Source organism: Coprococcus intestinihominis, from assembly GCF_040096555.1.
GTDB classification, from domain to species: Bacteria; Bacillota; Clostridia; order Lachnospirales; family Lachnospiraceae; genus Coprococcus_A; species Coprococcus_A intestinihominis.
In genome coordinates this window covers 1-18,620 of the sequence record NZ_JBBMEK010000013.1, presented here as the reverse complement: position 1 = coordinate 18,620, position 18,620 = coordinate 1, and the positions used below count along the sequence as shown (strand labels likewise).

The window sequence follows — 18,620 nt, the reverse complement described above, 5'->3', positions numbered from 1 at the left end:
TGCCTCCTACTTCGTCTGATAAAACGCTTTCATACCATAACACAGCGCCTTCGCCTTCAAATCGTCACTGATCTCCATTTCCGAAATGTGCCGGATATACATGCCGATGATATTATCCTTATTCTCATCATAAATCCGCTGAAAATCATAATCCGGAACAGAGTGATCATGAACTGCCAGCACCCTTCCCAGGCGCATCAGCATCCGCTCATCCAGCTCAAAATCCACATCTCTGAAACCACTTATTGCTATCTGAAACATGTTTTGTCTTCCGTTCTGCCCCATCAGCGCTTTCACCTGCTCAGCCAGCTGACGCATGGTCATCTCCGGTGCGACAGGTACATTTAATGTGATATAAGACCTGGACGCAAAAGGAACAAAATCGATCTTTGTCTCACTTTCATTGAGAACACCGCGAATATACCCATGAGGTCCTTCATCATTGCGGTCGATCGGTTCCAGTGCACCGGCATAAGCCATCGGACTCCGATCATCAATCCACGGTTTGTGAATATGTCCCAACGCAATATAGTCAAATCCCGCCTGGCGCAGCTTCTCCTGATTGATCGGAATGTGACTGCTGTCCCCGCCATGAGCCAGCAAAATATGCCTGCATCCATCAGGCAGCGGCCTGCCGTCACGAAATCTTCGCATCGGTTTGAGGCTGTCATACATAGCCTCCGTGATCTCCTGTCTGTCATAACTCATTCCATATACAATCAGATTCAGTGACTGAATATAAACATAAGATATGTGATTCTTCCTGAAAAATACAACATTATCTGCCCATTCAAAATCCTTATAAAATGACTGATTGCCGATATAATCATGATTGCCCGCCACAATAACAACCTTGGCATGCGTCAGCTGCGAAAATCGATAATTCAGCTCCTTCAGCTCACGCTTCAATGGCTGCCTGTGAAAAAGGTCCCCTGCGATCAATAAAAGATCGGCACCGGATCTCTCTGTTTCATCAAGCAGTTTGTAAAAAGAATCCCATATCTCTGTTCCTCTGTCAGTCGCCCAGGTCATTGTACTGTCCGGTGCTGCACCTAAGTGAATGTCTGCTGTATGTATAAAATTCAAAATGTCACCCCTGTCTCCTATGTGCCTGACGCGCCGACCGCGCGTACGGCTATTGTTTTATCCAGTATACCATATATATCCTTTTCTGGCCACTCTGCCTCCTGATCTTGCTTTGCCATCAACTGACCATATGAAATAATATGAAACTGGCCATTTCAAAAATGTCACATTCACAGTATGATATCAAGTAATATTAATACAGAAGAGAGGTTTTACTTATGAATAAGTTAAATTCCAGAACAATCAGCATCAATGCACTTGCCATTGCTCTCGTGTGTCTTTCTACAATGTTTTTACAGTTCCCTATTCCACTGGGATATGCCCATCTCGGCAATTGTTTTATTCTGATCTCCGGTGTCTTTTTTGGCCCTGTAACAGGTCTTCTTGCCGGCGGTATCGGTTCCGCATTGTCTGACTTACTGACCGGTTACGCACAGTGGATCATCCCAACACTGATCATCAAAGGCATCATGGGCTTTGTCATCGGTTATATTGCCAACCGAACAGGCCTCACTGTCAACATGTTCAAGATTCGTACAGCCGCTGCCAGCATTGTCGGTATCATTATCATGGTTGTCGGCTATTTCATCGGCGGCTCCATTCTTTACGGCAGCATCTATACCGGTGCGACTCAGATTCCGGGCCTTGTTATGGAAGGCATTGTCGGCATCGTTCTCTTCTATGTCATCGGTTCCGCTCTGCAGGCTGCACATCTGCCAAAGTATATTCAGCGGCTCACTCAGCGTTAGTCGCATGTATTTGTTTCAAGAAAGGAACTGAATATGTCAGATTATCATAATCACCAGAAGAAAATTGCATTAATCAATGACATGACAGGATTCGGCCGCTGCTCTATCGCAGTGGCGCTTCCTGTTATTTCCATGCTTCGTGTTCAGTGCTGTGCCCTTCCGACAGCTATTTTTTCAAATCACACCGGTTTTGAAAGCTTTTACTACCAGGATTACACTGATCATATGCAGCCCAGCATCAACGAATGGAAGAAGCTTGGCCTTGAATTCTCCGGTATCTGCACCGGTTTCCTCGGATCCGCCAGACAGATTGCCATCGTATCCGACTTTATCCGTGATTTTAAGCGGCCGGACAATCTGGTCATCATCGATCCGGTTATGGGCGACTACGGCAAACCATATCCGACCTACACAAAGGAAATGTGCGATCACATGAAGGATCTTGTCTGTTATGCCGATATCCTGACCCCAAATATGACCGAGGCCTGCATCCTGACAGATACCCCTTATGAAGATAAGAAGTGGCACCTTTCCGAGATCGAAGCCATGGCTGCCAGACTCTCCGAAAACGGCCCATCCAAGATTGTTATCACCGGCATCACGCAGGGCCAGTACGTGGCCAATTTCTGCTACGAAGCCGGCAAGCCATCCAGAGTACTCAGAACCCACAGGATCGGTACATCCCGCTCAGGTACCGGCGACATCTTTACAGCGATCATTGCTGCCGATGCCGTTAATAGCGTTCCTTTCGACCACTCGGTTAAAAAGGCATCCAACTTCATCAAAAAGTGTATCCAGCGCTCCATTGAACTTGACATTCCACTGACAGATGGTGTATGTTTTGAAGAAGTACTGCATACATTGAAATATAACTAACTGACAATTTGAATCAGAAAATTGCAAAGGAGTATTAAATATGACTATTCTTTATAAAGTACACAACAATCTTTATGTCAATCTTACGAATAAATGTCCATGTTCCTGTACTTTCTGTCTGAGACAGACAATGGATCATGTGGGAGAATCCGATTCCCTGTGGCTTACCCGTGAACCGGAATATGATGAGATTATCGCCGATTTCGCCAACTTTGACGTGGCTTCTTTTGATGAACTCGTCTTCTGCGGTTTTGGCGAACCGACAGAACGTATCGATGTGCTTCTGAAAGTTGCCCGCTATTTTAAAGAAACTTACCACAAACCGATTCGTATCAATACCAACGGTCTCGGCAATCTTGTCAATGGCCGCGACATTGCACCGGATTTCAAAGGACTGATTGACACCATTTCCATCAGTCTGAACACACCGAATGCCGACCGTTACCACGAACTGGTCCGTAGCCGTTTCGGTGATCAGTCTTTCCAGGCAATGCTCGACTTCGCCAAGGAATGTACACACTATGTACCGAATGTTGTGATGACCACTGTCGATACAACACTGACCAAAGAAGAAGAAGCCCAGTGTAAAGCCATCTGTGACAGTCTCGGCGTCACATACCGCATCCGCCCATGGGAGAGCTAAAGGCGGCCACAGGTTCTTATGTCAACATAGGCTTTAATACGCTGCTCATATAGATAATAGCTCTGAACAGTTACTGTAAAATCTAAAAACAGGATTCAAATGGAAGCAACCTGCATTAAACTTCTCATCTGCATCCTGTTTTCATTTTTATAACTGCATGTTATTTTTCTTTATTATTCTTGCTTCCTGCAAATAACCACCATAAAACAACTACAATGATCACAATCACAATAATCCATATGATCCATGACCATACAGACATTCCGGAAGCAGTATCCACAGCCGCATTTATTTCAGTATCCATCTCCGGCGCCTGACTGTTCAGTTCCTGCGCATCCTGTGTATAACTGACAGTGACAAAAGGCATCACATAATCTTCCGGAAGATTTCCTGCTATCTTATACCCATCACCCAGCTGGGCCTCAAAAGTATAGACTGCAGATACATCTGAATGTTTTGGTACATAAGTATTGCCACCCAGATTGTCACTGACGCACACCCACGTCACCGGCACTTCCACTTCCTCACCTGTTGTCAATTTAGCCGTCAGCGTTGACGGCAATTTGCGTGTCACATCCGCAACAACAGAGCCGTAAGCCACTTCATATTCTCCTATCGCTTCATAAACACCATTCTCACCATAGTTATTAAAGGAGGAAATCTCTCCTTTTTCCGTTGTTTCTGCTGCAGAAACAACACCTGCAAGAAAAACTGTCATCATACATGCCATCAGCCATTTTGCAATTCGTCTTACATTTTTCATCATCTTATCACCTTTCTGCTTTCTATTATATTTTTATCAGCATTTTGTCCAATCAACGCCCAAAATATGTATCATCATATGTCAATCGTGACATTGCACAAGAAACACATCGTCATTTTGTGCAAAATTAAATGAATAATTTTTTAATCTTTGGTAACACTTATAGACATCACCTATGATAAGATACAAGCATAGCAAAAGACAATTTCTTAATCCCTTTTTTAAATATATACCTTCCCCTTACAGGCAGCCGAAAGGCTGCCAATTTTTTTGCTTTTTTACCTGTCATGCTCAATATCACCCTTTTCTGTGCTTCCGTTCAGGTAACGCACAATTCCCACTGAAATCGCCCAGGCTGTTTTCTCCTGATACATCTCCGACTTCAAAAGCGCCTCTTCAGCTGCATTACTCATAAAACCACATTCACAGATAACCGTTGGTACAGTTTCCTTTCTCAGCAAATAATAATCCTCATTGGCTTTCTCCTGTCTTGTATTATCCGGATCCTGGAATTCTATCAATGCCTGCTGGATAGACGCTGCAAGCTCTCTGCTGCGTTCTGACGGTCCATAATAAAAGACCTGGGCACCCCTGTATTTTTCTTCTGTAAAGCTGTTCTGATGGATGCTGACAGCCAGTATACAGTTTTCATCCGTCATAAGGGATACTCTTTTCTGCATATCCTCCTTTTTATCTGACGGCCGCATGCCATCATAGAGCTGTACGTCATTCTCCCTCGTCATACGCACATGAAATCCCTGCGACTCAAGATCCGCTTTCAGTTTCAACGCGATGGCCAGATTAATATCCTTTTCCAATGCACCGCTGACACCGATTTTACCCGCATCGAAAAACCCGTGTCCACTGTCAATAACAATAAAATGCGCTTCTTCTCCGGCCATAACGGACACAGTTTTATTCACCCCCGTTTCATAGCCGGATATTGTCCGTCCAAATAGTACACTGTAAACCATCACAATCGCAAGTCCCCACAGAAGTCCGCTAATTCCTTTTTTCCACACAAAAAAATCCTGCCTGCATCTATCATCCCTTTCAAGACAATATATGCAAACAGGATTTGTTTTATCCTTTGTCTAATACAGCTTCATGTACTCCCGGAAATGGTTCAAAACCGTCTACTGAAGATAAGAACTGATCGTATTCCAAATATCCGTTCCGCTCTCAAAACCAATCTTCCACTCAGCAACCCCTGCAAGGTCAAACTCTCTGATGAGTTTCATCTCTTCTTCAACGGCCGTTGCATCCTGCAACCAGATCTCATAGAAGTTGCCATCCTTATCCGAAGTATAACTGCCATAATTCAAACCGATATCTTCAAGGAACTGTGGCGTCACACCATGAGCCGTCAGATAGCCCAACGCTTCTGACATACCACAGGCAAAGGCACTGACTGTGCCGTCCGGGGTTGTACACCACACTCTGGAATAGAACGGGATACCATTGATGACCTTGGACTTATCCACGACATTCAATGTATCTGTAATCCCCTTTCGGACAAAATTCAGTGATGCGACAGGCCCCGGTGTTTCAGAACTTGGCAGCGTCTCATCATATCCCATAATAACAACATAGTCTGCAACAATTCCCTGCTCCCTGCGATTATAATAATAGGTGTACTCAGGTACGTAATTGTCAATGGACAAAATAATGTTGTTGGCACGGCAGGCAATCGACAATTCTCTGATAAACTCAATATAGTCATCTGCACCTTCCTGTGAAATCAGCTCAAAATCAATATTGATACCATCAATACCATACTGATTCACATAACCAATGACATTGCGGATAACCTGTTCCCTCTTAGATGTATATCCCAAAACCTCATCTGTCTTAGATGAATCGAAGTAGATCGTTCCGTCATCACCCGGAAATTCATTGGAAAACAATGCCCATACTTCAATATTGTTCGCATGGCATGTATCCACATAATCCTGTGTGGCAATGGATGTCACACCGCCATTTGTATCAGAAAATGAAAACCAGGTTGGTGCCAGCGTATTAATCCCCGGCGCAGAAGTCAGAACACTTGATAAATTGCTGTTGGCGGCTGCACTCATCACCTGATGCCAGCCCATATTGATCTTATAATCCTTGTGGATGCTGGTATACTCCGGTTCATCAAATGCCGGCGCCTCGGGCGTCTCAGTCTCTGCGTCATACAGTGTCTTATTGGATACCCAACCGACATAACCATCCTCTGTAGCTACATTGCTCCAATCATCATAGGCTTCAAGAAGCACCATCTTCTCTCCCTTGGTTGCCTGTCTGAGTACTTCACTCTTGACACCGCCCTTATAGCGGACTGCTGTATCCTTCTTCAGTGTTACAATCTGTTGTTCTGCCCACTTTGTAGCCATCACAACACGGTTCGGCTCAGTATACTCGGCATAATCCATCTGCGTATGTGCCTTCACATAATCTGCAGCCACATAGTAGCTGTCATTGTAAGTACGCACGATCATGTAACCCTCATCCGCATCACTGCTGCCATTCCATGTCTTCACAGTATATCCCTGCTGATCCGGGGTTATCATCATCACTTCTGTCGGCGTTGTAAACAACAGCAGCTTCTCATTGTCATCCCAATAAAAACGACTGTTGATGGTTTCTGTGACCAGAGCCATACTCAGATAAACTCTGCCGTCAATGGCAACAGCCCTGTCTTCCTTCAATACTTCCTGATTCAACGTGATGGCATATTCATTCTCAGATAATCCCATCTCCGCAGCATAATCCATCACCTCTTCTGTCGGCTTATACCGGCTTGCCAGAATACTCCAGACTACTCCGCCTCCTACGCCTATAATCAGCAAAATAACGATTATAATCGGCAATACTCTCTTCATTGGTTCCTCCTTTGCCTACTGACCGCCATCACAAATTTTCTGACACGATCTGCGTTCCCAGTCTGGATTCAGACCAGAGAATCGCACCTGCTGCAACAGCCCCAACTGCCAATACAAGCAGCATCAGCTGATAGATACGAAGACGTTCCTGATCACCATCATAATCATGGATCTCCACATCAGCCATATGGTAATAGTTCCTGTAATCTTCAAGTGTCATGTTCTCGGCCTCGGCCAGCTGTTCTGTAATCTCGTTCTTCCTGACAACCTGTCCTGTTAATGTATAATCGCTCAGCGTATTCGCGTCCAGTGAACTGTCCTCAACCAAAGCCCCTTTATCTCTGGCCGGTATATCTGTCAATATATAATAATCACCCACTGAACCCATATAGCAGTATGAACATACTGTTCCACTTCCATTGACTTTATAGTAGCCGGTAAACGTCAGTTCCATCCCTTCAATCTTGATATAAGGGGATCTGCTGTCGGCAATCTGTCCTAGTACTTCTGTCGTCGCCTGGGAAGCGTCCATACGATGTACAAGCCACGGATTCCTGTAGAACAATATACTGCCGATGGTCACTGCAACCAGCGCACCTGACAGTATCCAGAGTGCTAACGCCTTCCGTCGGAGCCCACGCTCTGCGATCTCATCCGTTATTACTTCCATATAAACAGTCTCCTATTCATATACTTATCTTATGATTATACTACATAGCCGTCAATCCATCAACATTTCTACCTGTAAAAAACACTAAAACCGGTATTTTCTTCCATTTTTTCTGAAAAAATGGGCTCATTTTCTCTTCTTCCTCCACTTTTCATGGCTGAAATCCGTAAAAATGTCCTCTGTTCTCCATTTTTATGCTGCGCTGCCTGTGATATGTTATATTCTGCACCCGCATATTCCCATGTAATGATACTGTTCATCAGACATATAATAATGATAACAGCCGCTCACCCCTTCATCAACCATCTTCAAATGACAGCTTCCATTGATCTTCGACACCTGACATAATGCCTCGACACCCATCCGCTCTGCAACCAAAATCCCATGCGTTTTCCCCTTTACAGCCTATTAAATAATCGCTATAATGAAGATACTTGCAGAAAAGGAAGTGATTTGTCCTGTTTTTGCATGGAAAGGAGTGAGAACATGAAGTTAGAACGCATCAGTGAGAATCAGATTCGCTGCACACTGACCCGCAGTGATCTGGCAGAACGTGAATTGAAGATAAGTGAGCTGGCCTACGGCACAGAGAAGGCTAAGGCCCTTTTTCGCGAGATGATGGTTCAGGCATCCGATGAACTCGGTTTTGAAGCAGATAATATTCCTTTGATCATAGAAGCTGTTCCTGTTTCCAATGAATGTATTATGTTGATTGTCACCAAGGTGGAGGATCCGGAGGAGCTGGATACACGTTTTTCCAAGTTCACACCTTCTCCCGAGGATACTGAAGATCTGTCAGACACCGATGATGAGATCTACAGCAGCGCAGACGATATTCTTGACATCTTCAAGCGTCTGGGCAGCGATATTCTATCCAAGACCGCTGAATTACACAGTATTTCCGGAACCGCCGATCTCCCATCCGATACAGAGACAACCAGCGACGATGCTTCCTCTGAGGATGAAGAACCCCAGAAGACCATTTTGCGGATTTACGAATTCAGGACATTGAATGAAGTGTCCTGCCTAAGTGAACAGCTTCCGGCAGATTTCAAATGCGGCAATACCCTGTACAAGAATCCGAACAACGGTCATTATTATCTTGTACTCTCCAGCGAAGGCGTATCACGCACTGTTTTCGGCAGCATCTGCCGCCTGGCTTCAGAATTCGGTTCCATACAGAAGGCCAGCGCCAATACCTTATATTATTTTGATGAACATTATGAGACAATCATTCGTGAAAACGCACTGCAGATTCTTCGAAGCTTATAAGAAGTGTATGCTTAGATCAGATTCTGAATTTCATATGTATAAACCTAACAAAAAAGGTTACTATATTGCTATAGTAACCTTTTCTTCATGTTTCATAATAAACCGGATATACCGGCCAACAGGATTATTCCTGAGAAATAGCTTCTGTAGGGCAAGCGCCTGCACAAGAACCGCAATCTAAGCATGCATTAGCATCGATAACGTATTTGCCATCACCTTCGCTGATAGCGCCAACAGGACATTCACCTGCACATGTACCACAAGAAACACAAGCATCAGAAATTACGTATGCCATAATCGTATACCTCCTAATAATGATAAATATTAATTTTCGTACGACTCTATTCTATAACAAATTTGCATTGAATACAAGTATAAACTTGTATAAATCAAGAAAATTCATTGGTAAATGAGAAAATTTTCACATTTACAAATAGCCTCAAAATTTTTCAAATGATGTCTTGTTGCAAAATAATTTAAAGTATATTATAATGTGAGAAGATGCGTTTTTCGCACAATACGAAAGGAGTGATATTATGGCAGCAGCTGTAGTTACAAAAGATACTTTAATTGGAGATCTTCTCCGCATTGATGCCAATGTAGCACCTATTCTATTAGGTATTGGCATGCACTGCCTTGGCTGTCCTTCTTCTCAGGGTGAGACAATTGAAGAAGCAGCATTTGTTCATGGCATTAATCCTCAGGAATTAGTTGACAAGATCAACGAATTTCTTGCAACAACCAACTAATCCTGCACATCTTTATTAGGTTCCAGGTATACATAGAGCTGCAGTGGCTATTCAACCAGCAACGCTACAGCTCTATGTATGTCCGGACCTTTTTTAATATCTGAATTTTCTTTTGAATAACCGTTTCCGTCGTTTTGGCACACCATAGGACGGCACCTTTGCAGCTGCCACTTCCCGGCCTGCTCTCTGTTTGCCGCGAATCGCCTCATCCAGCAGTTTATAATAGCGTTCCGACTGTCCTTCTTGTCTTTCCTCAACCTTTCCAAGCTCCTGTATAACCACATCCGTCACCTGGGAAATCATTGTATTTTCAAGCTGTACATTGTTTCTCTGCAAAGCTTCCGTTACAATTCCGTCCATAATGGTCTTAAAATGCTTCATTTTATCCTCTGCCGACAGAACCTTATACGGCTTCGCCTCTACAGGCACCGGCTTGTCCTCTTTTTCCTTTATCTCCTGTTCCTCATTTCCGCCGGTTATCTCATTGTCTGAAATCTGATTCTCAGGCTTATGATGCTCTCTATCATCCTGTTCCCGCGAAGCCGCCGGTGAAACTGCCGCAAGCTCATCTTCTGTCATATTGTCCTCAGCATTCTCCTTCTTTCCAAACGGCGCATCTTCATTCAAGGTTGTAATGATCAGACGAATAGCCTTCAGCTGAAAGCCTTTCTCCTTCAAATCGCGGATGTTTTCAAAAAGATGTATTTCCTTCTCTGTGTAATATCTGTGTCCAAGTTCATTTCTCGGAATCTCAATGGCCAGTTCTTCCTCCCAGTATCTCAGGACATGGGGCTCAACATTGATCATTCTGGCCGCATCCGATATAATATATCTCGTTTCTGCCATTGGCTACCTCCATCAATTTCCTCTCATCTTGTCTTCTTATCTGGTGTAGAAATCGCAGTTGGCTTGCCTGTTGATTCCATTATAACAAAGTTCCTGTATTAAGCAAATTTTTCCCCTGCCAATCCTTCGTTTGCTTCCAACAAAAAAGACCCTTTATCTATTCCGCTGAATAAATAAAAGGTCTCTCGCTGTCGCATCCGGTTGTGATTTGCGATAATTTCAAGTTTCGCTATTTCTCTTTATTGGCAAACTTTGTATAATTCGGCAGCCATACAAGCTCTACTGTACCGATCGGGCCATTACGCTGTTTGGCAATAATAACTTCCGAAATATTCTTCTTGTCCGTGTCTTTGTTGTAATAATCATCACGATAAAGAAACATAACCACGTCCGCATCCTGCTCGATGGCACCAGACTCACGAAGATCCGACAACATCGGGCGATGATCCGGTCTCGTCTCACATGCACGGCTGAGCTGCGAAAGGGCAATCACCGGTGCATTGATCTCACGGGCCAGCGCTTTCAGAGAACGGGAAATCTCTGAAATCTCCTGCTGCCTGGACTCCTGTTTCTTGCTGCCGCCGGTCATCAGCTGCAGGTAGTCAATAATGACCAGGCCCAGATCATTCTCAAGCTTATACTTACGGCACTTCGAACGCAGCTCTGTGATCGATATACCCGGTGTATCATCAATAATCAGCGGCGCTGTACTGATCACACCTGCGCTTTCTATTAACTTCTCCCAATCAGCCGGCTGAAGTGTCCCCGTTCGCATGGACTGGGAATCCACTTTGGATTCCATGGAGAGAATACGATTGACCAGCTGATCCTTCGACATTTCCAAGCTGAAAATTGCTGTCGGCACATGATTGCGCACACACATATACTGGGCCAGATTCAGAACAAAGGCCGTCTTTCCCATAGATGGTCTGGCAGCAATAAGAATCAAATCTGAGGGCTGAAGGCCTGATGTCTTGTAATCCAGATCATAAAAACCTGTTGCCAGCCCTGTTACAGTTCCTTTATGGCGGGCCGCTGCCTCTATCTTATCTATTACCGACAAAACAACGTCCTGAATCGGCACATATTCATCTGTACTCTTCTTCTGGATCACATCAAAAATACGTTTCTCCGTCGTATTCATGATCTCTTCAACAGACTCCTTGTGCTGATAGCAGGCATTGGCAATCTCTTCATTAACACGGATCAGTCTGCGCAGCATCGCATCATCAGCCACTGTCTGCGCGTACTGCCTGATGTTCGTCGATATCGGTACACTGTCAACCAGCTCACTGATATATTCAATACTGGCAAATTCCTCAGGGACGTCTTTCATCTTCAGGCGTTCCTGAAGCGTCAGAACATCTACAGGCTTTCCTTCATTGTAAAGTTCTACCATGGTCTCAAAAAGGATGCCAAATTGCCGCTGATAAAAATCATCTCCTGTAAGCATCTCAGATGCCGCAACAATCGCATCCGCATCCATGATCATGGAACCGATAACCGCTTTCTCCGAATCGATGCTATGGGGCATAATCTTCTTTATAATCGCCTCATCCATGTTCTGTGCCTCCTGACTCAAGTTCAGTACAGGCCAAATCAATCACTGACTCGGCCTGTACTGAATGGTTTATCTGTAATATTGTGTAACTGTGTGCCGCTTATGCTTCGGCTACTTTTACTGTAAGCTCTGCTGTTACCTTCGGATGGACTTTGTAAGGGACTTTGTACACACCCAGTGAACGAACAGGTTCAGCCAGCTGCAGTTTTTTCTTGTCAATTTCAATATTCAGCTGGCTCTTGTAAGCTGCTGCGATTTCCTTCGAAGAAACAGAACCGAATGTCTTACCGCCTTCGCCTGTCTTGATCGTTACTGTAACGGATTTCTCCTTGATATCCTCTGCAAAAGCTTTAGCTGCTTCAAGAATCTCTTTTGCCACCTTTTCTTCATTGGCTTTCTGAAGCTTCAGATCATTGATATTCTTTGCTGTTGCTTCAATACCAAGCTTCTTCGGCAAAATAAAATTGCGCGCATAACCATCGTTGACATTGACTGTATCTCCCTTTTTGCCAAGAGTTTTAACATCCTCAATTAAAATAACTTTCATTTTAGATTTCTCCTTCCATTTTCATCGATTTGATGACGGATTTCACTTTAGCCTCCGCTTCTTCCACCGTCATATCCTTCAGCTGTGTTCCGGCCATCGTACTGTGACCGCCGCCCCCAAGACGCTCCATAACCAACTGTACATTCATGCTGTCATAGGATCTGGCACTGACATAAATCACACCCTTCACCACCGTAAAGACAAAGGAAGCCTCCACACCGGTAATATTCAACAGCTCATTGGCTACCTGTGCCCCAACAACTGTCGGACTCTCCAGCCCCTCAGACGGGCATTCGGCATAAGCATACGCACCCTCTACAGATGCATTCTTCACAGCTTCCGCCCGTGCCTTGTAGGTCTGCATATCATCTCTGAGTTTCAGACGGACACGGGTAATATCTGCGCCGCTCTTCTTGAGAAAAGCAGCCGCTTCAAAGGTTCTGACACCTGTTTTACTGATAAAATTGTTCGTATCGATCATTAATCCGGCATACATAGCATCTGCCTCTTCCGGACGCAGCTTCACCGAATCTGTAATATACTGCAAAATCTCGGCAACCATCTCACATGCTGATGATGCATACGGCTCAATATAAGAAAGCACCGGATTCTCGATGGAATTTCCGCTCTGACGATGATGATCGATAACAACGATCGTCTTCGTCAGGTTCAAAAGTTCCGGTCCTTCCGTCCTCTCACTGGTGTTCACATCCACAACAACCATGGCCGTATTCATATTGACAATGCCTCTTGCTGTCTCCGATGTAACAAACATATCACTGTCATACTCCGGATTGTCCATAAAATGATCGATCACTGGACGTACCGATGTGGTAATATCATTGATGACGATAAATGCCTTCTTGTTCAGGCTTCGAGCCGCTCTGTAGACACCGATTGCTGCGCCAAAACTATCCAGGTCACTGATCTTATGACCCATAATAGCCACCTGTTCCTTGCCTTCAATTACCTGACGCAGCGCATGTGCTTTGACACGCGCACGGACACGTGTAGACTTCTCCACCTGCTTCGTCTTGCCGCCATAATAGGAAATCTTGTCTTTCTCCTTGACAACCGCCTGGTCACCGCCTCGTCCAAGAGCCAGATCAATGGCATGACGAGCCCAGTCCAGCGCCTGCGCATAACTGGCTGCATTAACACCCAGACCAATACACAGTGTTACACTCATCTCATTGCCGATATTAATCTCTCTGACTTCATCCAGCAATGCGAACTTGGAACTCTGAAGCACTGGCAGATATTTCTGACGGATGACAAACATATACTTGTCCTTCTCCATCTTATTCACAATGGCATCATAGTTCTGCATATACTTGGTGATCTTTCGCTCTACCAGTGCCGACAGAAGGGAACGTCTGACTTCCTCTGTACTGTTCAATGCCTCTTCATAGTTATCTACCAATATAATACCGCAGATGAGCTTCTGATTCTGGATCTCCTTCCTGGACATCTGTATCTCTGTCTCATCGAACAGATAAAATGCAAATAACTGATAGGCCTCCGGCTGCATCTCTAGAACCTTATTCTCCATCGCAAAGTCATCAATGCACACCTTCATGATCTCAGCCTTGTAGTAGCGCTCTTTATAGCGAATATGGGCATACTTCTTCTCTTCCTCATCATCCGGAAGCATCTCCTGCTTGATATCCGGAATCAATGTACTGATATTCTTCATATCAATAAATTCACCCATTATCTCTTTCATACAGGAGTTCGCCCATAAAAGCTTCCCTGTCTCATCCAAAATGGCATAAGGAATCTCAAGATCATGAATCAGATTATGCTGGACCTGTGCAAATTCGATGGCAAAATTCACCAACTCATCCACAATAGACGGCTTTAAATAAAAATAAATCACAATGGCTGCTGCCACATATAAAACAAAACAGGCAGTCATCAGAAGACCTGCACGGTAATCAACCAGATACATCAGCACTGTTGCCACCAGCAGCAGTGCACTCAATAGTACCGGCCAGCGCATGTACATATTCAGCCGTCCTTTAAGTTTGACCTTCTTATTCATACGATAACCTCTTAAAAACACTATGAAATTTGCTTAGAGGTGGGAAAACACTCCCATCTGTTACTATGTGCTGAAGAATTCCGCTAAAAGGCAGAATCCCACTTATACGCTCTAGTATATCATTTTCCACCCTTTCAGTAAAGCATTATTCCACCCAGCCAACCTTCCTGCATGAGATAATCACTCAAAATCCCCACAAACTACCAAAACTGTGGTATACTTCAGAATATAATGCATCGGTTATCTTCTGCTGTACCTGCAAAGAAACATTCATCCCCCCACACCATCCAATTCATAAAATACTTCCTGTTTTCCAATAAATATCTATTGCGAAACTCGAAAGCCTACTGGAATAGTGTATAAAGAAAATGTTTCACACGCAGGTGCTTCAGCCCGGCCGGTTCTTAGGCGCTGTCCTTTAGCGCCTTATGCACCGCTGCACGGGCTGGCAGCGAGAGCGGCCTGCGTTGAAACATTTTCTTTGTACACTATGCGAAATCTTTGATGTTTCGCAATCACTATTCATTAGAAGAAAGGAAGAATTTTATGAACACAGCAATTTTCTTTGCAGATGGCTTCGAAGAAATCGAAGGTTTGACAGTTGTAGACATGTTTAGAAGAGCCGGTATCCCGATTCAGACAGTCTCCATTTCAGACTCTCTGACCGTTACCGGCTCCCACGATATCAAAGTTCAGGCAGACTGCCTGCTTGCTGATTTTGATTTTAATACTGTAGAAATGCTGATTTTGCCAGGCGGCATGCCGGGTACCACAAACCTCAGCAAATGTGAACCGCTTTGCGATGCCCTTATGCAGTTCAGCCGTCAGGGCCGTTATCTCGCTGCTATCTGTGCAGCGCCAAGCATTCTCGGCAGCCTCGGCATCTTAAACGGACGTGTTGCCACATGCTACCCTGGCTTCGAAAAGAAACTCTTTGGTGCCTATATCACCACTGATCCCGTTGCCAAAGACGGTCATGTCATTACAAGCCGCGGCATGGGTACAGCCATCGAATTTGCCTCCACATTAATCGGCATTATTCAGGATCCTGAGTCAGCGGATAAGATCAAAGCATCTATTCTTTATTCCTCTGACGCTCCTCAAATTCTTTAATCTTTTTCTCAACCTTGTAGATATTCCGGCATTCCGGATATCTTGCAAGGAACATATTCTTGAAGGCGAAGAACGAAGACACTTCATATAATTCGCCTTCTGCGCGCAGCGCAGGCTCTTTTCGTTCAATGAGATCCTGCATGAAACTGTCTTTCTTCAATGCCGCATATTTCTTCATAAATTCAATGGTTACCGGCAGTCTGCGAAGTCTCGTCACATAATCCGGATGTGCCGCTTTCTCGGCATCATATTTCTTCTTTTCATTCGAATTTTCATCATTCAAGGCTTCCTCAAGTGCTTCATTAATATAGATCACTTTCAGTTCATCATGGATCATCATCTTCGGTTCCATAACTTCCAGTTCTGTCAAATCCATATCCTGTCCATTATTCTCCAAACTTGTCATTGCCATATACCTCCATCTTCCTTACTCTGTCACATTCATCTGTCTCTATTATAATCTAAGCCTGCGCTTTTGCAAAGCAATAGACCGTATAAACCTGAAAATCCCCGCCGAAATATACCGATGTTCGCGGCTTTGCACGCTGTCTGCACAATCCAAACAGGCGGCCCGCATATGCAGACCGCCCGATTTATTACTTTTAAATACCTTCTCTTATGAATTTCACTTTAATACCTTATGTACTTCAATCGACGCTTTGTAATAACCCCTTATTATGCGCCAACGAAACAGAATACACAAAGGATAACCAGATATAATACACACCATCCGATTGTCTTGCTCATGATCTTACCATCAGAACCAGGAAGGTTGATAGCTGCAACACCAAGAGCGATACTCTGTGGAGAAATCATCTTACCGGCTGTAGCACCTGCGCCATTTGCAGCCACTAACCAGATTTCGTTGATACCTAACTGCTGTGCAACAGACTGCTGTAATGTTGCGAACATAACGCTGGCAGATGTAGCGGAACCTGTAACGAAGCATCCGATACCACCGATCAGTGGAGCGATTGCGATATAAGCATGGCCCAATAATGATGAAAGGGCATTTGCCAGATCCATAACCATACCTGCATAACCCATAACCTTAGCAATGGAGATAATGAAGATAACAGTCAGCATTGCTTTCCAGTAACCCTTGAAAGTCTTGCCAAGCTCTGCGCCCATGTCGCTGATGCTTGCGCCCTGAACCGCTGTACCGATAATCGTTGCAATGATCATCAGGATACCAGGTGTGTTGATCCATGATAAACCAACCTTGGCACCGCCTTCGCCGCAATAAATAACAAATGATGACTTAAACTGTCCCAGGAACTGATTGATCGGAGGAACAAGTTTGGATGTACCTAACAGGAAAATAACAACTAAGATGTAAGGAAGCCATGCTTTAACCATGCTCATCTGAGGCTTATCAGAGGAAGCTGCTTCTTCTTTGGACTCAAGCATATATTCTTCCGGAATATTCGTGTGTTTTCTACCCATAACGATTGTACAAACGAGGCAAACCAGAGAACCGATAACTACGCAAAGCTCAGGACCTACGAATGTGGCTACAAGATAGAAAGGAATAACAAATGATAATGCAGATACAAGTGTAATACCTACAACACCCTTTAATGCCTTTGTACCACCGCAAAGAAGGATGATAACAAATGGAGAAACAACACAAAGAGGAATCAGCAGACGGGCTGTCGGCTCTGAAAGCATCTGAGCAAACACACTTGCATCGGCTGCACCTGTAATGGTTGTAGGGAATGCAGTATTCGCTGCTGACAGAGTAGGTGTACCAATGGCACCAAACTCAGGAGATGCAGCATTACCAATCAGACAGATAACACAAGCTGTAACCGGATTAAATCCAAGTGCAACTAACATCGCTGCAGGAATAGCTACGGCTGTACCGAAACCTGCAATACCTTCCATGAAGTTGGAGAAGCCCCAGCCGATAACAAGAGCAGCTACCCGTTTATCATTGGATACAGATGCCAGCATTGCTTTGATGACATCCATCGCACCTGTTCTTAAACTCATGTTATACAGGAACATGGCACCAACGATAATAACACAAATCGGCCATACCGCTGAAACAACACCTTCTAAAGTACCTGTGATCGCTTCCGGAACTGTCATGTGATAAACAGCAACACTTTCAACGATTGCAATAACCAAACCAATACCACATGATTTGTAACCGGCCATCTTCAGACCAGCCATAGAAATAATAAGCCAGGCAATAGGAATAATAGCAAGAATAATTTCTAGTAACATAAAATCTTCCTTTCTCTCATCAGACTCTAACTGGTCAACCAGTCAGGTGATAAAAATGGTCTTATTCCATCTTACGCATTTCTTGAGTTCTGCAGGCTACCATCCCTGCCAGACTCTGTGTCAATGAAATAAGACTTGTCGTCCTTAACCCTACCACAGATTAAAAACATTCGCTCCACACCGACCGCTAGCCTGAAGGTGTGAACCATTTGATTTGTCTAGATTATATAACTTTTATATCTGAATGTCTACACTTTTATTTAATGTATACAATATCCTTATAATTTTTTTGTCTATTTTTTCACATTTCATGTATATAATGGAAACTATTTTAGACATAATCTGCATTTATTATACATCATTTCTTCGGGTATTAATGTATAAATTGTTATTTTATGTTTATTTTTCTGTCCCCTTTTCCTTTCTTTGACAAGAAAATAACGGACAAATATAAAAAAAACAGAGCGTTTTCTAAAAAAATTATAAAAAATTTCATAGAAAACACTCTGTTTTTTATTTATTTAGAGAAAAATATCTGGCAAATTAGCCCATGCTCTTAGCTGCAAAATATGTTGTACCATATTTTTCGGAAGCTTCTGCTT

Annotated in this window: 19 protein-coding genes; 6 read left to right on the top strand and 13 right to left on the bottom strand. The window is 43.9% G+C overall.

Annotation, left to right across the window (positions count from 1 at the left end; genetic code table 11):
- Positions 1-6: 6 nt before the first annotated feature.
- Positions 7-1,086 carry a metallophosphoesterase family protein gene (locus WMO25_RS02065; protein WP_250798715.1) on the bottom strand — a complete coding sequence of 360 codons (1,080 nt, stop codon included), beginning with the start codon at positions 1,084-1,086 and terminating at the stop codon, positions 7-9.
- 218 nt (positions 1,087-1,304) lie between these two features.
- Here WMO25_RS02065 and WMO25_RS02060 point away from each other — a divergent pair, with 218 nt between their 5' ends.
- Genes WMO25_RS02060 through WMO25_RS02050 form a run of 3 tightly spaced genes read left to right on the top strand, consistent with a single transcriptional unit; the run spans position 1,305 to position 3,354 of the window.
- Positions 1,305-1,835, top strand: coding sequence for an ECF transporter S component (locus WMO25_RS02060; RefSeq protein ID WP_015513878.1), 531 nt, complete (start codon positions 1,305-1,307; stop codon positions 1,833-1,835).
- 33 nt (positions 1,836-1,868) lie between these two features.
- On the top strand, positions 1,869-2,711 hold the full coding sequence (locus WMO25_RS02055) for a pyridoxamine kinase (protein ID WP_015513877.1): 843 nt from the start codon (positions 1,869-1,871) through the stop codon (positions 2,709-2,711).
- A 40-nt stretch (positions 2,712-2,751) separates the two neighbouring features.
- A complete protein-coding gene (locus WMO25_RS02050; RefSeq protein WP_015513876.1) occupies positions 2,752-3,354 on the top strand; it encodes a TIGR04100 family radical SAM protein in 603 nt (200 codons plus the stop codon).
- Between the two features lie 160 nt (positions 3,355-3,514).
- On the opposite strand, the gene WMO25_RS02045 is transcribed toward WMO25_RS02050, so the two are convergent.
- From WMO25_RS02045 to WMO25_RS02025, 5 genes are all read right to left on the bottom strand, one after another.
- On the bottom strand, positions 3,515-4,120 hold the full coding sequence (locus WMO25_RS02045) for a hypothetical protein (RefSeq protein ID WP_117540405.1): 606 nt from the start codon (positions 4,118-4,120) through the stop codon (positions 3,515-3,517).
- Positions 4,121-4,395: 275 nt separating this feature from the next.
- On the bottom strand, positions 4,396-5,139 hold the full coding sequence (locus WMO25_RS02040; RefSeq protein ID WP_349083793.1) for an N-acetylmuramoyl-L-alanine amidase: 744 nt from the start codon (positions 5,137-5,139) through the stop codon (positions 4,396-4,398).
- A 114-nt stretch (positions 5,140-5,253) separates the two neighbouring features.
- Positions 5,254-6,984, bottom strand: coding sequence for a glycosyl hydrolase family 18 protein (locus tag WMO25_RS02035; protein ID WP_349083792.1), 1,731 nt, complete (start codon positions 6,982-6,984; stop codon positions 5,254-5,256).
- Between the two features lie 28 nt (positions 6,985-7,012).
- A complete protein-coding gene (locus WMO25_RS02030) occupies positions 7,013-7,654 on the bottom strand; it encodes a hypothetical protein (RefSeq protein ID WP_015513872.1) in 642 nt (213 codons plus the stop codon).
- A gap of 216 nt (positions 7,655-7,870) precedes the next feature.
- Positions 7,871-8,032, bottom strand: coding sequence for a hypothetical protein (locus WMO25_RS02025; protein ID WP_349083790.1), 162 nt, complete (start codon positions 8,030-8,032; stop codon positions 7,871-7,873).
- A gap of 108 nt (positions 8,033-8,140) precedes the next feature.
- Here WMO25_RS02025 and WMO25_RS02020 point away from each other — a divergent pair, with 108 nt between their 5' ends.
- Positions 8,141-8,926 (top strand): adaptor protein MecA, encoded by a 786-nt coding sequence (locus WMO25_RS02020; RefSeq protein WP_227082361.1) that lies wholly within the window; start codon positions 8,141-8,143, stop codon positions 8,924-8,926.
- 124 nt (positions 8,927-9,050) lie between these two features.
- Here the strand turns inward: WMO25_RS02020 and fdxA are convergent, their stop codons facing one another.
- Positions 9,051-9,221 (bottom strand): 4Fe-4S ferredoxin, encoded by a 171-nt coding sequence (gene fdxA, locus WMO25_RS02015; protein ID WP_015513869.1) that lies wholly within the window; start codon positions 9,219-9,221, stop codon positions 9,051-9,053.
- 241 nt (positions 9,222-9,462) lie between these two features.
- Between fdxA and WMO25_RS02010 the strand changes: the two genes are divergently transcribed.
- Positions 9,463-9,675 carry a DUF1858 domain-containing protein gene (locus tag WMO25_RS02010; RefSeq protein ID WP_270514811.1) on the top strand — a complete coding sequence of 71 codons (213 nt, stop codon included), beginning with the start codon at positions 9,463-9,465 and terminating at the stop codon, positions 9,673-9,675.
- 93 nt (positions 9,676-9,768) lie between these two features.
- Here WMO25_RS02010 and WMO25_RS02005 read toward each other — a convergent pair whose 3' ends face one another.
- The 4 genes from WMO25_RS02005 to WMO25_RS01990 all read right to left on the bottom strand — a co-directional run bounded on the left by WMO25_RS02005 (position 9,769) and on the right by WMO25_RS01990 (position 14,673).
- Entirely contained in the window at positions 9,769-10,521 is a 753-nt protein-coding gene (locus tag WMO25_RS02005) for a MerR family transcriptional regulator (protein ID WP_349083788.1), read from the bottom strand.
- Between the two features lie 229 nt (positions 10,522-10,750).
- On the bottom strand, positions 10,751-12,082 hold the full coding sequence (gene dnaB / locus WMO25_RS02000; RefSeq protein ID WP_015513866.1) for a replicative DNA helicase: 1,332 nt from the start codon (positions 12,080-12,082) through the stop codon (positions 10,751-10,753).
- A 100-nt stretch (positions 12,083-12,182) separates the two neighbouring features.
- Positions 12,183-12,629 carry a 50S ribosomal protein L9 gene (gene rplI / locus WMO25_RS01995; protein WP_117529127.1) on the bottom strand — a complete coding sequence of 149 codons (447 nt, stop codon included), beginning with the start codon at positions 12,627-12,629 and terminating at the stop codon, positions 12,183-12,185.
- A 1-nt stretch (position 12,630) separates the two neighbouring features.
- On the bottom strand, positions 12,631-14,673 hold the full coding sequence (locus tag WMO25_RS01990; protein WP_349083787.1) for a DHH family phosphoesterase: 2,043 nt from the start codon (positions 14,671-14,673) through the stop codon (positions 12,631-12,633).
- A 546-nt stretch (positions 14,674-15,219) separates the two neighbouring features.
- Here WMO25_RS01990 and WMO25_RS01985 point away from each other — a divergent pair.
- The gene (locus tag WMO25_RS01985) at positions 15,220-15,786 is read left to right on the top strand and encodes a DJ-1 family glyoxalase III (RefSeq protein ID WP_015513863.1); all 567 of its coding nucleotides are present in this window, start codon (positions 15,220-15,222) and stop codon (positions 15,784-15,786) included.
- Here WMO25_RS01985 and WMO25_RS01980 read toward each other — a convergent pair.
- Together WMO25_RS01980 and WMO25_RS01975 are read right to left on the bottom strand one after the other, a co-directional pair.
- On the bottom strand, positions 15,749-16,198 hold the full coding sequence (locus tag WMO25_RS01980; protein WP_253059078.1) for a hypothetical protein: 450 nt from the start codon (positions 16,196-16,198) through the stop codon (positions 15,749-15,751). The two genes, WMO25_RS01985 and WMO25_RS01980, sit on opposite strands and share 38 nt — an antisense overlap.
- 263 nt (positions 16,199-16,461) lie before the next feature.
- A complete protein-coding gene (locus WMO25_RS01975) occupies positions 16,462-18,018 on the bottom strand; it encodes an L-lactate permease (protein WP_349083785.1) in 1,557 nt (518 codons plus the stop codon).
- Positions 18,019-18,620 lie beyond the last annotated feature (602 nt).

What these genes read in the sequence shown, in the direction of transcription:
- WMO25_RS02060 (WP_015513878.1), top strand. Translation starts at nt 1,305, where the DNA reads ATGAATAAGTTAAATTCCAGAACAATCAGCATCAATGCACTTGCCATT.
- WMO25_RS02055 (WP_015513877.1), top strand. Translation starts at nt 1,869, where the DNA reads ATGTCAGATTATCATAATCACCAGAAGAAAATTGCATTAATCAATGAC.
- WMO25_RS02050 (WP_015513876.1), top strand. Translation starts at nt 2,752, where the DNA reads ATGACTATTCTTTATAAAGTACACAACAATCTTTATGTCAATCTTACG.
- WMO25_RS02045 (WP_117540405.1), bottom strand. Translation starts at nt 4,120, where the DNA reads ATGATGAAAAATGTAAGACGAATTGCAAAATGGCTGATGGCATGTATG.
- WMO25_RS02035 (WP_349083792.1), bottom strand. Translation starts at nt 6,984, where the DNA reads ATGAAGAGAGTATTGCCGATTATAATCGTTATTTTGCTGATTATAGGC.
- WMO25_RS02030 (WP_015513872.1), bottom strand. Translation starts at nt 7,654, where the DNA reads ATGGAAGTAATAACGGATGAGATCGCAGAGCGTGGGCTCCGACGGAAG.
- WMO25_RS02020 (WP_227082361.1), top strand. Translation starts at nt 8,141, where the DNA reads ATGAAGTTAGAACGCATCAGTGAGAATCAGATTCGCTGCACACTGACC.
- fdxA (WP_015513869.1), bottom strand. Translation starts at nt 9,221, where the DNA reads ATGGCATACGTAATTTCTGATGCTTGTGTTTCTTGTGGTACATGTGCA.
- WMO25_RS02010 (WP_270514811.1), top strand. Translation starts at nt 9,463, where the DNA reads ATGGCAGCAGCTGTAGTTACAAAAGATACTTTAATTGGAGATCTTCTC.
- WMO25_RS02005 (WP_349083788.1), bottom strand. Translation starts at nt 10,521, where the DNA reads ATGGCAGAAACGAGATATATTATATCGGATGCGGCCAGAATGATCAAT.
- dnaB (WP_015513866.1), bottom strand. Translation starts at nt 12,082, where the DNA reads ATGGATGAGGCGATTATAAAGAAGATTATGCCCCATAGCATCGATTCG.
- rplI (WP_117529127.1), bottom strand. Translation starts at nt 12,629, where the DNA reads ATGAAAGTTATTTTAATTGAGGATGTTAAAACTCTTGGCAAAAAGGGA.
- WMO25_RS01990 (WP_349083787.1), bottom strand. Translation starts at nt 14,673, where the DNA reads ATGAATAAGAAGGTCAAACTTAAAGGACGGCTGAATATGTACATGCGC.
- WMO25_RS01985 (WP_015513863.1), top strand. Translation starts at nt 15,220, where the DNA reads ATGAACACAGCAATTTTCTTTGCAGATGGCTTCGAAGAAATCGAAGGT.
- WMO25_RS01980 (WP_253059078.1), bottom strand. Translation starts at nt 16,198, where the DNA reads ATGGCAATGACAAGTTTGGAGAATAATGGACAGGATATGGATTTGACA.
- WMO25_RS01975 (WP_349083785.1), bottom strand. Translation starts at nt 18,018, where the DNA reads ATGTTACTAGAAATTATTCTTGCTATTATTCCTATTGCCTGGCTTATT.